This window comes from Pseudomonas sp. B12(2026) (assembly GCF_057767015.1).
In genome coordinates, this window is the sequence record NZ_CM173430.1 from 845,174 (window position 1) to 859,177 (window position 14,004).

Genomic DNA, 14,004 nt, shown 5'->3' on the forward strand with positions numbered 1-14,004 from the left:
GGCTGGAATGGCAATGCAGGAGCGATGCCAGCGAATGACCATCACGCGCGATGCTGCACCAGAAATTGTTGAAAGCGCAATCAAAGCGAGCGTTTGATCAACGCCAGCAGGCATCCACGCTGCCGGCGGTGACGCCCCGGGTTCCCTCGTTGTCGAGGGTGAAGTCGCCGCAGTCGCTGTCGTTCGCCTGGGTGCCCCGGCGCACGGCGGTCAACAGGTAGGTGCGGGCATTGCCGCCCAGGTATTTGGCCTGCAGTTCGTAGAACTGGTGCAGGGAGAGGCGCTTGCCGGCCGTGAGCGGGTAGGAGAAGGCCAGTTTCGCCGGGTCGTCGGCGTACTTGCTGTACTGCGCGAGGTAGCGCTCCTGCTGGGCGGCGGCGTCGCGCAGGAGAATCTGCGCATCGCTGCGGTTGGCGCGCAGCACGTACTGGCGGTAGCTGGGCATGGCGATGCTGGCCAGCAGGGCGACGATGGCGACCACCACCATCAGTTCGATCAGCGTGAAGCCACGTGTGCGGCGCCGGGGGGCGAGAGTCTGGAGGTTCATGGGTAATCAATAGCCGGATTGGTGTTCATGATTTGCCAGTTAAAGCGCCCCTGGTTCTTCGGGTCGAACAGCTGTACCGGGATTTTCTTTCCGGTCGGGTCGTAGAGCTTGTCGCCAATGCGGATCACCGGACCGTCGATCGGGATGCCGCTGGCGGGTTCGCTGAAGGAGCCGTCGCCGGCCACATCGAAGACGTTGAACTTCAGCGCGCCGCCGGTCTTCGGGTCTATCGCCAGCAACCAGTAGTCGATGCCGGCGCTGCAGGGATCTTCGTTAGGGTGGCTTACGGTGACGAAGAGCACATCACCCAGCATGAAGGGCTGGTCGAGGATCATCTCGCCCTTCGGCAAGTCGAGGTACCAACCGCGGATACCGGTCCCGCGCTTGCCACTATTGTCCCAGACCACTCGGTTGCTGCTGAGCTGCCTGACTCCAGCACTCTCGGTCAGAGTCTGCTCCTGCAGGTCACTGAGGCGTTTAAGAGTGGCTGGCATGCCATAGCTACCGTAGTCATAGCCGTAGCTGTTGGGGCCATTGGGCATGTAACTCGTCTGATCCCACATGCCGTAGAGAGACTGGATGGTGGAGGTACCCTCCTTGTCGCTGGCCTCAAAGTACTTGCCGGTTCCCGCGATCACCAATTGTCCGCCACGCGGGTGACTGGTGACTTCGGCGGCGGTGCCCATGGACTGTCCGCGTGTTTCGGGAATTATCGACAGTAGGCCTCCTGCCAGGGGTTCCTCGACAGCTGAGATGTCGATGTTAGTGAGGGCGTAGCGGTAGAGTTTCCCAGAAAGACTGCCGTAATAGAGGCTCGACAGCTCGCCGGGGATTGCGGTGTTGAACCAGGCTACCGTTCCACCCAACTCTTCCCCAGTGGCGGAACTGGAGAGGTAGAACGTCCCGTCATTCAGTCTCATTGAGAGCAAGCTACCGTCGGCAATCCCGTAACCGGTAGTCGTGTAGACATAGGGTGTACCGGAGACGTTGGCGATCACTGGTCGTTCAAGCAAGTTGCCCAGCAGGCGCGTATCGCCCTGGCTGGCATTCAGACGCTCCCATAGCAGTTTGGGGCTGTCCGGCTCGGTGATGTCCAGAGCGAACAGACCGCGCCCTCCTCGACCGGGAGCCATGACCAGAACGGTGCGCCAAGCGCCGTTGAAATAGGCATCCTGGGTGACAGCAGAGCCATCAACGAAGAAACGGTGCAGGCTGTTGGTGTTTTCCGCTTTCGACTGCGCCGCGTAGAGGGGCGACGGAAGGTAGTTCAGGTGGTCAATGACCGACGCTGGGATGAACGCCCACTTCTCGTTTCCCTGCTCGTCGAAGGCGTGCAGCATGCCGTCGTTGGCGCCGACGTAGATGCGCTTCTCCCGGTTGGCGTATTTCGTCTTGAACAATTCGTAGCCTGAAACATCACTGGCGGCGGTCTCCATGTAGTAACTGACGCCGTCCGGGGGACCGACCACTACCGGTGAGGAATAGATGATGTCGCCGAGCAGGTGTTTGCGGGTCCGGAACGTCGTGCCCTCCTTGCGTCGGTCGCCACGCAGCCAGTCGACGCGGTCCGGGCCCAGGTTGTCGTCGGTGGAGGCCCCCGGGGCGCGATTCAGCATCGCCTGTTGGGTGGTGTCGAGGTTGGCCCATTCGAAGGACTGCAACTGGCCACCGAGCCGGCCCGGGCTGGTATTGGCGTAGATCGTCCGGCTGCCGGCCGAGCGGTGATCCAGCTTGTCGCGGAAGGAGAGCTCGGTGTTTTGCTGGGCATTGCCCTGGCTGTCCAGGTTGTACTGGATGAGATCGCCGCTCCAGTCCGAGGGATCGTAGCGAGCGCTGTACAGGTGGGTGTCGGTGCCGAGCGAGGTAGAGCTGGCACCGGGCGCTGCCACGGTGCCGGCCGACGCCGCGGCCTGCTGGCTGCTGGCGACACCGTTGACGATCGACTGGAAGGCCGCCGTCAGCCCGCTGGCGGAGTCGGCGCTGAAGAACTCGCCTCGTGAGTCGAGGGCACCATGCCAGAGGGCAGCGACCTTGCCCTCGTTGGTGGCGGGGTCCGGCCACATCAAAAAGCCTTTGAGCAGTTGCGCATAGGATCCCGAGTAGGTGTCACCGCCCCAGGTCAGGGACTTGAACGTCTGCCCTAGCCCCAGGCCCACTGCGTAGGTGGTCACATGCTGCCAAGTGGCGGGGTCGTTCTTCGGGTTCCAGTAATCCTTGCCTTCGCGGAAACGCGGCGGAACCTCGTTCGGCAGGTCGTCGCGCGCGTCCTCGGCCCAGCCTTTGAACATGACGTCGGCCAGGGTGTTCGACCAATCATCGAAATAGGGGGGCCGGAGACCGTCTTTTTTGCCGTCTGGCAATGTCGTGGAGGTGCCGTCGGTATTGCCAATGTAGGTGATATTGTCCGTGCTGATGCCGTCGGTCATCAGCAGGTGGTAGGTCGGCCGGCAGGCGTATTCGGTCTTCGTGTCGCGGGGGGCGCCGGGGACGCGCGCGTAGGGATTGTAGGCGGATTTGCTGCGCAGATAGTCGTTAACCCGCTTCTGCGCCGCGAACAGGAGCGTGCCGTAAGGGGAGGTCTTGAGGCTGCTGACGAAGGTGTAGAAGTCGGCCTTGTGCTGGTTGGCGAAGGGCGCCAGGGTCTGCGTGCCGCAGGCTTCGGACGACATGTTGAAGTCGCTGCTGGTGCAGTTGTAGAGAGCCTGCCAGGTCACCCGGATATCCTCCGGCAGGTTGAACAGCGCCAGGTTGACCGCGCTGCGCGTGGCGAGCAGGCGGGTGCGGTAGAAGGAAAACCAGTTGGCGTAGTTCTGCTTCTCGGTGTCGCTGGTGACCCAGCGCGGGCTGAAGCAGGCGCTCCTGCAATTGCCTGCGCCGATGAAATCATTTGCGCAGTTCTGCGCGGCGTTCAGGGTGGGGCTGGCGACGTTTTTAGCATGGGGGCAGTTCGCATCGAACTGGTAGTAGTAGCCGTTGCCGGAGGTGGCTGAGCCTATTGGTCGGGTGTAGACGCCAATGTCTGTATAGCCGTCGCTGGTTATGAACCTTAGGTCGGCTGTGGCGTACGTGCCCGCGCCGGGCTGGAAGCCGTCGTAGTAGGCCTTGTCGAACCGGGTGGTGAGTCGCTGGCTGACCACGCGCCCGCCTTCGAAGGTCACCTTCCAGGGGGCTTCGTAGGTGACTGCCGGGTTGTAGTAGAGCGGGTTGGCGGCGCTGGAGGAGTAGGAGATGTAGTTCTTGGACATTCCACCTGCGGAGGGCATATCTGGCAGGTAGGGGTATAGCATGCTCCCGGAGTCGTCGAGCGTCACGATGAGATTGGGCGAAACGCCCTCGACGAGGAACAGAGGGGCCTGGCTCGGGGTCGCCGCCAATGTATGCGCGGCGACGCTCAGCAACACGGTCACCACGGCAATGCGGCCCAACCGCGAGAGACGATCAGCGTTGTACACGGGCGTACTCCTGAAGGCGGACCACTGCCTGGTCGGTGATCCCGGTGGAAATGGCGTTCATCTGCAACAGGTAGGTACCGGTGCCCCGCAAACAGTTGGCCATGCCGGAAGAAGAGCGGCTTTCACACTGGGCCGCGATGTACCAGCGCGGTGACCGGCTCAGTTCGGACAACTGGCTGGGCGCACCGAGGTCGTTGCCCTTATAGGTTCTCGCCGTAACCAGGCGCCGGATGCTACTGCCGCTCCAAAATTGCCCATCAAAAACGGGGATGAGCCAGGCCCGATCACAGAAATCGACCTGTTGCTGCTTCTGTTCAGTGCTGGAGCAGGTGTCGTCGTTGCTGACCACCAGCGACGGAGCCAGCGTTGCGCGGTAGTACGCCTCTTCAATCGCCGAGTTGGCCCCGGCCAGGGCGGCCTGGTAGTCGCGATTGTCCGCCAGGCTGTTGTCCAGCAGCATGCCGTTACGCAACGCCCCGAGGGTGAGGGCGGTCATGCCAAGCAGCAGAAGCAGCGCGATCAGCAGGGTGTTTCCCGCCTGCCGTGGTCGAGCTCGATTCACGGGATATTCCTCAGGTAGAGGGTTTGACTGAAGGCCGCGCAGAGCCCGCGATTACCGGTGCTCTGGGTCGAGCCGGTGAGCGGGTCCCGGTAGGTGCAGTTGGCCGGTAGCAGCGGCCGTTCCGAACTGAGCACGAGGCCGACGCGGATACGGTTGGTGGCGCTTTGCTCGAAGCGCAGGTCGTGAATGTCACCAGAGATGGGAACAGCACCTGGGACCCCACTTGAGTGATTATTCGTCTTGCACATCAGTTGATGGCTGGACAGGTACAGGTGGCTGATTAGTGTGTTCCGCTGCTCCTCGGCAGTTCCTACACCTAAGGCAGAGGGGAGCGCGTTGGAGGGACCGACCAACCCGCCGGCGTTGTTGATACCGACTCGGTTGGTGTAAAGCCTGCTGGCGGTGCAGTCCTGAAAAGTCTGCGTATCTGCTACCTGGGCGCGCTGGTAACGCACGCAAAGCCCCTTACCGTCGCTATCGAGCGTAACCACCTCACCCTCATCGAAAGTGCACCCGGTACTCACGTCCGTCATTCCGGGAAACGGTGCATCCCGATCGATGGCCAGGTTGAGCCCCATCGACATCGCTACGGCAGAACTGTCAGCACTCAGCCCCTCTCGCCAATTGCCACTGGCTCTGACAGTGGCCTTACTCCCTAGCCAACCACTGTAGCCAGCGTGGCTCGCCTCTTGTTCCAGTCGGCCGAAGATCACGCGGGCGTTGTTCTGGTTCTGTTGCTGCGCGTAGTTGAAGGCGGCGTGGTCGCTGTTGGACAGGTAGAGCTGCAGGATGCCGAAGAGCACCATCAGGCCCAGCGCGATGCCGACCATCAGTTCGATCAGAGAGAATCCGGCCTGGGGACTGTTTTGCGGGAAGTTCGTCATGGCTGGAGGCTCACGCGGTAGCGCTCCACGCCGCCGCTGTCATCGGCCGAGAGGCAGGCAGCATCTTCGTCGTCCTCGACCGTGGGGCTCCCGGTCCGGCAGTTGCGGCTGTGCCACGCCAGCTGGACCAGCAGCAGGGGCGCCGACGCGCTGGCGCAGGTCCTGCCGTTGCGGGTGGGGCAGATGTAGCTGTCGTCCCTTAGCAGGGTATCGTCGGTGTCCAGCGCGCGCTTCACTTCGGCGACCCAGCAGGCCAGTTCGCGCGAGGCCCTGTCGGTCACGCCCAGCCCACGGGTGTCGCAGTTCTGTTCGTTGTCGAGTGCGGGAAATGAGCCGCCCGCTGCGACGAGATAGACCGAGCCGCTTTGCAGGCGTCCGTTGCGGACCAGCACTTCTCGATTGGCCTGCATCCCGCGGGCGAGGTCGGCGACGAGCTGAATGGCGTTCTGCCGCTGCTGGCTGTCGTGGCTGTAGGCAGTGCTGTGAGTTTGCAGGGCAAGTATGCCGAGCAGCGCGAGGCTGGTGAGCAGCACGGCGACCAGGACTTCGATGAGATAGAAACCAGGCTGGTTGATAAGACGGTGCGGGCTCATTCGCAGTCTCCCACCATGCCGCTGCGTTGCAGACAGACGCTGTGGGTGTACGAGCCTGACGTCAGGTTGAAGATCAATGGGAATTTGATTTCGGGCGTAAGAGCGCCGATGGAGTAGTCAGTGATGGGGATGAGTACGCCGCAGCCATCGAAAACCAAGCTGACGACCTCGGATCTGTTAATGCTGATCTCTACTTTGCCGGAGTCATCGATACGGCGTTTACTACGCAGCACAATGTTGCGTTTGTTGCCCTGCCAGTTGTTGCGGATAGCGACCACGTCCAGCGGGGCCCCCCAGCCGGCACCAACGTCAAGAGGGCCAATTTTGACCTGTTGCCCGCTGATCTGTGCCTGCGCCTGCGTGTACTGGACCAACCCGGCCAGGTGCTTGCTGGCGGTTTGCACGCGATTGCGGGCGATCAGGTAGTCGAAGGACGGTACGGCCAGGGAGAGGATGATCGCCAGGATGGAGAGGGTGACCATCATCTCGACCAGGGTGAAACCGTGCTGGCCGGATAGCCGCCGGGCGGCGGCCGGGAGGAGGGGGTTCAGTGAGTGCATGTTCTCGCCATCGACCTGGAGCGCGGGCGGCGCAGCGCCTGCTTCCGATCCAGGGTCTGTTTCTGAATGGCGTGGTTTTTATCCCGCTGAACGGGATGGACGATTTAAGACAAATCTTAAAGGCAGCGGCCGCCCGTGAGGCATGTGGTCGCGTTCACAGGCGCGTTGTTTTCGCTTCGTTTGGGGGCGTATCGGAGCGGTCGTGTGCGAGAGGAGTGCTTATCGCATTGGATTTGGCCAATTGAAGCACCTCAGGGAATCCCCTTAACTCAGAATCGCCAAAATGCTCTGGAGAACACGATTAATATCGGGAATATCTCCAGGCGGCCAAAGATCATGGCAAGGCACATCAGCCACTTTGCGGGTTCCTTGAGCGTGCCGAAACCTCCAGACGTCTCGCCATAACCAATCCCCATGTTGTTTATACAGGCTGCAACCGTGCCAAAGGCAGTCTCCAGGTCATGTCCAATCGCGACCAGGCCCCAGACAAAGACGCACGAGAAGAAGATGTATAAGAAAAACAGTGCCCATATTGAGCGAATGACTCTATCGGAAACCGAATAACCTCCCACCTTCGTTGCAAAAACAGCACTGGGGTGGATGAGCTGTTTGATTTCTTGAGCACCCTGGCGGTACAGCAGAAGAAAGCGCATAGCCTTGATTCCGCCACACGTCGACCCGACGCATCCGCCAAAAAAACTGGCCCCCAGCAGGAGCAGCACCACATGTGGCGGCCATGCAGGATAGTTGGCGGCTCCCAGGCCGTTGTCAGTCATCACCGAGGTAGCCTGAAAGAAACTGTGCACTAGGGAGTCTTGAAGCCCAAACGTTTCCGTTCGATAGAGCTCGATGCTGGTGGCGCACACCACTAAAGATAGAATCACCAGAAAGAATCTGAATTCCGAATTGCTGATGATCGGCAACAGGCTACGTCGAGTAATGGCAAAGAAATACAGGGAAAAATTGATGGCGGCAAAAATAGAGAACAAGCCGCCCACCAACTCTATCTGGGGGCTGTTGTAGAAGCCCAGGCTGCTTCCGCGAGTAGAGAATCCCCCCAGTGAAACCGTCGACAGGCTGTGGCATAGCGCGTCAAACCAGTTCATTCCTGCCAGGAAATAAGACACTGCGCATATCAATGCCAGGCCGACATAAATCGCCCACAAATGTTTTGCGGTATCCGCCAGTCGCGGCGTGAGCTTTTCCTCCTTGAATGGTCCGGGCATTTCTGACTGATAGAGCTTTGCACCACCAATGCCCAGGAAAGGCATGATCGCAACTGCCAGGATGATAATGCCAAGGCCGCCCAGGAAGTTTAACTGCGCACGATAATAGAGGACGGATTTCGGCAGGCTGTCTATTTCATTCAGCACCGATGCGCCAGTCGTCGTGATGCCAGATATTCCCTCAAAAGCCGCATCGACCAACGAAAGATTAAGGCGGCTATCAAGATACAAGGGCATGGTGCTGATGATGGAAAAAATCACCCAGAACAGCACTGCCACCACAAACCCATCCTTGGTTCTGAGGACCTTCTCGCCGCTGTTGGTCAGAGTCCAGCCGGTCATGCCAATTGCAAGGGAAATGGCAAAGGTCACCAGGAACGAGGTCAGTTGCTTCTCACCGAAAATCAATCCAATGAGGGCGGGAATGGGCATCGACAGGCTGTACAAAACAACCAGGAAACTACAGAGATGCAAGATTGTATTGAGTCGAGAACTCTTATGCATTTATTGAATCGGACCTCTGATTCCAGACCGGCATGCTAACCCCCGGCGTGTTACTGCCGATCCCGTTGGCCGTAAAGAATGCGTAAATTTTCTCGCTCCGTACGGCCGGAGCCTGCGTTCCACTCCTCGGGCAAACGTGCACAAATCCGGTGTGGCACCGATATGGCGAATAGTCCTGGGAAGACCTGTTATTGCCATCCGTGCTCAATGCGACTCGATGCCTGGTCTTTCCCGGGATGAGCGGACATTGACTTGAAGTGGATAATATTCACCGCGAGGAGTGTTCATGGCCCGGGCCGGACGAGGCTTTCCCGAATACTCCAAACGCAAGGCAACCGATCGGATGCTTACCGGTACGTCGCTTCATCCTGTAGCCGAGACGCCCGGTATCGCTGAAGGTCGGCCGGACAAACGGAAGCGCCAGTACGAGCAATAAGGTGACGATGCTTTTCCAGGCAATGGCAAGCCGCGTGGCGAGCGTGCGGAGTTGTGTCGACTACGCCAGCACCCGGACCAAGGGATCATGGCGCGCGATGTTTTAAGGAATCGCTCGCCACCTTCGCTCAGCCGCCGAGCAGGAAGTTGCCGTGCAAGGGCGCGCTGTCTCCCTCCAGCACCGGCAACTGCGCTTCATCCTTGAGATTCACCCCCGACAACTGGCGCCGGCAGGCTTCGCGCATCAGGTAGAGCAGGCGGTGGGTGGCCAGGCCGTAGCTCAGGCCCTCCAGGCGCACGTTGGAGATGCAGTTGCGGTAGGCGTCGTTCAGGCCGACCTTCGGCGCCCAGGTGAAGTACAGGCCGAGGCTGTCCGGCGAGCTGAGGCCGGGGCGTTCGCCGATCAGGATCACCACCATCTTCGCCCGCAGCAGCTCGGCCACTTCGTCGGCCACGGCGACGCGGCCCTGCTGCACCAGCGCGACCGGCGACAGGCTCCAGCCTTCGTTGCGCGCCTGTTCCTCCATGCGTTCGAGGAAGGGCAGGCTGTGGCGCTGCACGGCGAGCGAGGAGAGACCGTCGGCGATCACCACGGCGAGGTCGTAGCCCTGGGGGTGGCGGTCGGCGTGGCGGCGGAGGAGTTCCGCCGACTCTTCGTCCAGCCGGCGGCCGAGGTCGGGGCGTTGCAGGTAGGTGTCGCGGTCGGTGGCGGCGCTGTGCAGCAGCAGGGTGTCGCGGCCGCGTTCGGCCAGTTGCCGGGCGAGGCCGTCGCGGTCGAAGGGCAGGTGCACGGCGTCGCGCGCCTGGGCGTGGGCGAACTGGAAGTCCAGCTGCGCGCGGGTCGGCAGGCTGGTGCCGGCGCGGCCCAGGGCGATGCGCGCGGAGGTCAGGCGGCGCAGTTCCTGCCAGGGGTTGGGCGTGGCGCTGTCGCTCATCTGTTTCTCCTCAATTCGATGGACTTCAGGACAGTTGCGCCAGCGCCTGGCGGAAGGCGCCGGGCAGGCGGTCGGCCATGTGCACGTGGCCGTCGCGCTGATGGAGGATTTCCATGCGTTCCAGCCACGCTTCGAATTCCGGCGCGGGTTTCAGGCCCAGCGTCTGGCGCACGTAGAGCGCGTCGTGGAAGGAGGTGGTCTGGTAGTTGAGCATCACGTCGTCGGAGCCGGGGATGCCCATGATGAAGTTGATGCCGGCCACGCCGAGCAGGGTCAGGAGCATGTCCATGTCGTCCTGGTCGGCCTCGGCGTGGTTGGTGTAGCAGATGTCGCAGCCCATGGGCACGCCGAGCAGCTTGGCGCAGAAGTGGTCTTCCAGGCCGGCGCGGATGATCTGCTTGCCGTTGTAGAGGTATTCCGGGCCGATGAAGCCGACCACGGTGTTCACCAGGAACGGCTTGAAGTGCCGCGCCACCGCGTAGGCGCGCGCTTCGCAGGTCTGCTGGTCGACGCCATGGTGCGCGTTGGCCGACAGCGCGCTGCCCTGGCCGGTCTCGAAGTACATGAGGTTGTCGCCCAGGGTGCCGCGCTTCTGCGACAGGCCGGCTTCGTAGCCTTCCCTGAGGATCGACAGGCTCACGCCGAAGCTGGCGTTGGCGGCCTCGGTGCCGGCGATGGACTGGAACACCAGGTCCAGCGGGGCGCCACGGTTGATCGCCTCGATGGAGCTGGTGACGTGGGTGAGCACGCAGGACTGGGTGGGGATTTCGTAGCGCTGGATGATGGCGTCGAGCATTTCCAGCAGGGTGCAGATCGATTGCAGGCTGTCGGTGGCCGGGTTGATGCCGAGCATGGCGTCGCCGTTGCCGTAGAGCAGGCCGTCGAGGACGCTGGCGGCGATGCCGGCCGGATCGTCGGTGGGGTGATTGGGCTGCAGGCGCGTGGACATGCGCCCGCGCAGCCCCATGGTGTTGCGGAAGCGGGTGACCACGCGGATCTTCTGCGCCACCAGCACCAGGTCCTGCACGCGCATGATCTTCGACACGGCGGCAGCCATTTCCGGCGTCAGCCCCGGCGCCAGGGCGCGCAGGCTGCTCTCGTCGGCCGCATCGCCGAGCAGCCAGTCGCGCAGGCCGCCCACGGTGAGGTGGCTGACCGGCGCGAAGGCCTGGCGGTCGTGGCTGTCGATGATCAGCCGGGTGACTTCGTCGCTTTCGTAGGGGATCAGCGCTTCGTCGAGGAAGCGCTTGAGCGGGATGTCGGCCAGGGCCATCTGCGCGGCGACGCGCTCGGCGTCGCTGCCGGCGGCGACCCCGGCGAGGCGGTCGCCGGAGCGCGCCGGGCTGGCCTTGGCCATCACCTCGCGAAGGCTGTCGAAGCGCCAGGTCTGGCCACCGACGCTGTGGGCGAATCCGGACATGGCGGCTCCTCTCAACCTTGGCTGGCGAACGAGGCGTCGGTGCCGCGGTTGAGGCTGATGACGATGCTGCAGCAGGAGCAGCCGCCGATCATCAGCACCAGGAACACCGAGGCGATGACGCTGTTGAACCAGAGCATAGCGGCCAGGCACAGCAGGGCCAGGGCCAGGGCGATGGCGGGCACGATGGGGTAGCCGGGGGCGCGGAAGCTGCGCTCCAGGTCCGGCTCGCTGCGGCGCAGCTTGAACAGGCTGAACATGCTCATGATGTACATGACGATAGCGCCGAACACGCTCATGGTGATCATCGCCGCGGTCAGCGTCATGCCCTGCAGGCTGATCAGACCGTCGCTGAAGATCGCCGCGATGCCCACCGCACCGCCGGCGAGGATGGCGCGGTGCGGCGTCTGGAAGCGCGACAGCTTGGCCAGGCCGCGCGGCAGGAAGCCGGCGCGGGCGAGGGCGAAGAACTGCCGCGAGTAGCCGAGGATGATGCCGTGGAAGCTGGCCACCAGGCCGAACAGGCCGATCCACACCAGCATGTGCATCCAGGTGGAGTTGTTGCCGACCACGGCTTTCATCGCCTGCGGCAGCGGGTCGTTGATGTTCGACAGGGTGCGCCAGTCGCCAACGCCGCCGGCGAAGATCATCACGCCGATGGCCAGCGCCACCAGGGTGAGGATGCCGGCGATGTAGGCGCGCGGGATGGTGCGTTTCGGGTCCTTGGCTTCTTCGGCGGCCATGGCGGCGCCTTCGATGGCGAGGAAGAACCAGATGGCGAAGGGGATCGCGGCGAAGATGCCGGCCAGTGCCGGCGTGCCGAACTGATCGGAGCCGGCCCAGCCGTTGAGCACGAAGTTGCTGAAGCTGAAGCCCGGCGCCACCACGCCCATGAACACCAGCAGCTCGGCCACCGCCAGCACGGTCACCACCAGCTCGAAGGTGGCGGCGATGCTCACGCCGAGGATGTTCAGGGTCATGAAGATCACGTAGGCGCCGGTGGCGGCCCACTTCGGATCGAGCCCGGGGAACTGCACGTTGAGGTAGGCGCCGATGGCCATGGCGATGGCCGGCGGGGCGAAGACGAATTCGATCAGGGTGGCGATGCCGGCGATCATCCCGCCGGTCTTGCCGAAGGCCCGCACGCTGTAGGCGAAGGGCCCGCCGGCGTGGGGGATGGCGGTGGTCAGTTCGGTGTAGCTGAAGATGAAGCAGGTGTACATCACCGCGACCAGCAGCGTGGTGACGAGGAAGCCCAGGGTGCCGGCGGCGGCCCAGCCGTAGCTCCAGCCGAAGTACTCGCCGGAGATCACCAGGCCCACGGCGAGGCCCCAGAGGTGCAAGGTTCCAAGCGTCGGTTTTAGTTGTGATGCGCTCATCGTTATTCCTCTTTCCCCGTGGGGCGTGGACGGATACCTGAGCCTCGATGGTAGTGGCGGCGGTCCTTGCGAGACTTGACCGCTGGAACCGGCTTTCGCCGCGCAGGGTCAACTTGCTGTTACCCATCGCCCCACGCGGGGTGCGGTGCCCGATTACGGTGCCGGATTCATGCCAGATGCCCCATGCGGTGGCAGCTGCAGGCCAGGCGCGGCGCTGGGTCCGGCAGCTTGCGCGATGACGGCGAGGCACGGGATTTGCTTTGTAAAACCGTCCCCGTTTTCCGGGGACAAAGTGCCTTGCGTGTTTCATAAAACAAGATCGGTAACCGACATGAGTCAGCCCCTGTTCTCCCACCCCGGCCTGAGCGTGCCTCTGGCCAGCAACATCGGCGTGCTGTCCGCTGCGGCCAGCGGTCTGGGCCGCTTCATCGGCGACCAGGGTGGCGATATCGACCGGGTCTTCGGCCGCGCCGGGATCGATCCGGAGCGCCTGCTGCATCCGACCCTGAGCCTGGCGCTGACCAACTATTGCCAGGTGCTCGAAGAGGCCGCGCGGCAGTCGGGCTGCGACAACTTCGGGCTGCGCTATGGCGAGCAGTTCCGGCCGCGCGAGCTGGGCCTGCTGGGCTACGTCGGGCTCTGCTCGGAGACGCTGGAGGCGGCGCTGAAGAACTTCGCCGCGGCCTTTCCCTATCACCAGCACGACACGCTGATCCGCCTGGTGGATTGCGGCGAGTGCTACCGCTTCGACTACCAGGTGCGCCACGGCGCGATCCTCGACCGCCGCCAGGACGCCGAGCTGACCCTGGGCATGGCGCTGAACCTGATGCGCCATGTGCTGGGCCCCGAATGGGCGCCGCGCGCGGTGAGTTTCGAGCACGCGCGGCCGGAAGGCTGGCAGGAGCACGGCCGGGTGTTCGATGCGCCGGTGCTGTTCCAGCGCGGCTGCAACTCGATGCTGATTCCCAAGCGCGACCTTTACGGCCGGCAGATGCCCGAGCGCGACGCCAACCTGCTGTTCCTGGTGCAGGACGTGATCCGGCGCCTGGGCGAGCAGGGCGGGGCGCCGAATCTGGTGGAGGACGCCGGTACGCAGATTCGCCTGGCGCTGAGCGAGGGCGAGCCGTCGCTGGAGCTCATCGCCGAGCAGCTCGAACTCACCACCGCCGGCCTGCAGCGCCGCCTGCGCGAGGCCGGGCTGAGCTTCAGCCAGCTGGTGGAAAACACCCGCCGCGAGCTGGCGCTGCATTACCTGCGCCAGCGCCAGCGGCCTATCTCCGAACTGGCGCCGTTGCTGGGGTATTCCGAGACCAGCGCCTTTTCCCGCGCGTTTCGCCGGTGGTTCGGCGTGAGCCCGCGGCAGTGGCGTAGCGACGTGGACTGACCCACGCCGAGATCACCCCTTGTAGGAGCGAGCTTGCTCGCGAACAACTTCCGCATCGGGGCTGGTTCGCGAGCAAGCTCGCTCCTACGAAAAACCCCTCGCCTCGGCGGTTTTCCCCGGGCATAA

General features: G+C 63.0%; 11 protein-coding genes. 1 reads left to right on the top strand and 10 read right to left on the bottom strand.

The annotated features are described in order from the left end of the window. Nucleotides 1-97: 97 nt before the first annotated feature. The 10 genes from AC3B6A_RS04035 to eat form a co-directional block, all read right to left on the bottom strand. A complete protein-coding gene (locus AC3B6A_RS04035; protein WP_488401023.1) occupies nucleotides 98-547 on the bottom strand; it encodes a type IV pilin protein in 450 nt (149 codons plus the stop codon). Continuing rightward, the gene (locus AC3B6A_RS04040; protein WP_488401024.1) at nucleotides 544-3,999 is read right to left on the bottom strand and encodes a pilus assembly protein; all 3,456 of its coding nucleotides are present in this window, start codon (nucleotides 3,997-3,999) and stop codon (nucleotides 544-546) included. Before AC3B6A_RS04040 ends, AC3B6A_RS04035 begins: the two co-directional genes overlap by 4 nt. Further along, a complete protein-coding gene (locus tag AC3B6A_RS04045; RefSeq protein ID WP_488401025.1) occupies nucleotides 3,986-4,561 on the bottom strand; it encodes a hypothetical protein in 576 nt (191 codons plus the stop codon). The genes AC3B6A_RS04040 and AC3B6A_RS04045 overlap by 14 nt, the downstream gene beginning before the upstream one ends. Further along, the gene (locus AC3B6A_RS04050) at nucleotides 4,558-5,445 is read right to left on the bottom strand and encodes a PilW family protein (protein ID WP_488401026.1); all 888 of its coding nucleotides are present in this window, start codon (nucleotides 5,443-5,445) and stop codon (nucleotides 4,558-4,560) included. Before AC3B6A_RS04050 ends, AC3B6A_RS04045 begins: the two co-directional genes overlap by 4 nt. Then, complete coding sequence (pilV, locus tag AC3B6A_RS04055) at nucleotides 5,442-6,038, bottom strand: type IV pilus modification protein PilV (protein ID WP_488401027.1); 597 nt, start codon at nucleotides 6,036-6,038, stop codon at nucleotides 5,442-5,444. Before pilV ends, AC3B6A_RS04050 begins: the two co-directional genes overlap by 4 nt. Then, a complete protein-coding gene (locus AC3B6A_RS04060; protein ID WP_488401028.1) occupies nucleotides 6,035-6,598 on the bottom strand; it encodes a GspH/FimT family pseudopilin in 564 nt (187 codons plus the stop codon). The genes pilV and AC3B6A_RS04060 overlap by 4 nt, the downstream gene beginning before the upstream one ends. A 269-nt stretch (nucleotides 6,599-6,867) precedes the next feature. After that, a complete protein-coding gene (locus AC3B6A_RS04065; RefSeq protein ID WP_488401029.1) occupies nucleotides 6,868-8,256 on the bottom strand; it encodes a TrkH family potassium uptake protein in 1,389 nt (462 codons plus the stop codon). Nucleotides 8,257-8,891: 635 nt separating this feature from the next. After that, the gene (eutC, locus tag AC3B6A_RS04070) at nucleotides 8,892-9,698 is read right to left on the bottom strand and encodes an ethanolamine ammonia-lyase subunit EutC (protein ID WP_488401030.1); all 807 of its coding nucleotides are present in this window, start codon (nucleotides 9,696-9,698) and stop codon (nucleotides 8,892-8,894) included. 25 nt (nucleotides 9,699-9,723) lie between these two features. After that, the gene (locus tag AC3B6A_RS04075; RefSeq protein ID WP_488401031.1) at nucleotides 9,724-11,118 is read right to left on the bottom strand and encodes an ethanolamine ammonia-lyase subunit EutB; all 1,395 of its coding nucleotides are present in this window, start codon (nucleotides 11,116-11,118) and stop codon (nucleotides 9,724-9,726) included. An 11-nt stretch (nucleotides 11,119-11,129) separates the two neighbouring features. Beyond that, nucleotides 11,130-12,494, bottom strand: a complete 1,365-nt coding sequence (gene eat, locus AC3B6A_RS04080) for an ethanolamine permease (RefSeq protein WP_488401032.1) — start codon at nucleotides 12,492-12,494, stop codon at nucleotides 11,130-11,132. A gap of 331 nt (nucleotides 12,495-12,825) precedes the next feature. On the opposite strand from eat, the gene qhpR reads away from it, so the two are divergent. Then, nucleotides 12,826-13,878, top strand: a complete 1,053-nt coding sequence (gene qhpR / locus AC3B6A_RS04085; protein ID WP_488401033.1) for an AraC-like transcriptional regulator QhpR — start codon at nucleotides 12,826-12,828, stop codon at nucleotides 13,876-13,878. Nucleotides 13,879-14,004 lie beyond the last annotated feature (126 nt).

What these genes read in the sequence shown, in the direction of transcription:
- AC3B6A_RS04035 (WP_488401023.1), bottom strand. Translation starts at nt 547, where the DNA reads ATGAACCTCCAGACTCTCGCCCCCCGGCGCCGCACACGTGGCTTCACG.
- AC3B6A_RS04075 (WP_488401031.1), bottom strand. Translation starts at nt 11,118, where the DNA reads ATGTCCGGATTCGCCCACAGCGTCGGTGGCCAGACCTGGCGCTTCGAC.
- qhpR (WP_488401033.1), top strand. Translation starts at nt 12,826, where the DNA reads ATGAGTCAGCCCCTGTTCTCCCACCCCGGCCTGAGCGTGCCTCTGGCC.
- eutC (WP_488401030.1), bottom strand. Translation starts at nt 9,698, where the DNA reads ATGAGCGACAGCGCCACGCCCAACCCCTGGCAGGAACTGCGCCGCCTG.
- AC3B6A_RS04065 (WP_488401029.1), bottom strand. Translation starts at nt 8,256, where the DNA reads ATGCCCATTCCCGCCCTCATTGGATTGATTTTCGGTGAGAAGCAACTG.
- eat (WP_488401032.1), bottom strand. Translation starts at nt 12,494, where the DNA reads ATGAGCGCATCACAACTAAAACCGACGCTTGGAACCTTGCACCTCTGG.
- AC3B6A_RS04050 (WP_488401026.1), bottom strand. Translation starts at nt 5,445, where the DNA reads ATGACGAACTTCCCGCAAAACAGTCCCCAGGCCGGATTCTCTCTGATC.
- AC3B6A_RS04060 (WP_488401028.1), bottom strand. Translation starts at nt 6,598, where the DNA reads ATGCACTCACTGAACCCCCTCCTCCCGGCCGCCGCCCGGCGGCTATCC.
- pilV (WP_488401027.1), bottom strand. Translation starts at nt 6,038, where the DNA reads ATGAGCCCGCACCGTCTTATCAACCAGCCTGGTTTCTATCTCATCGAA.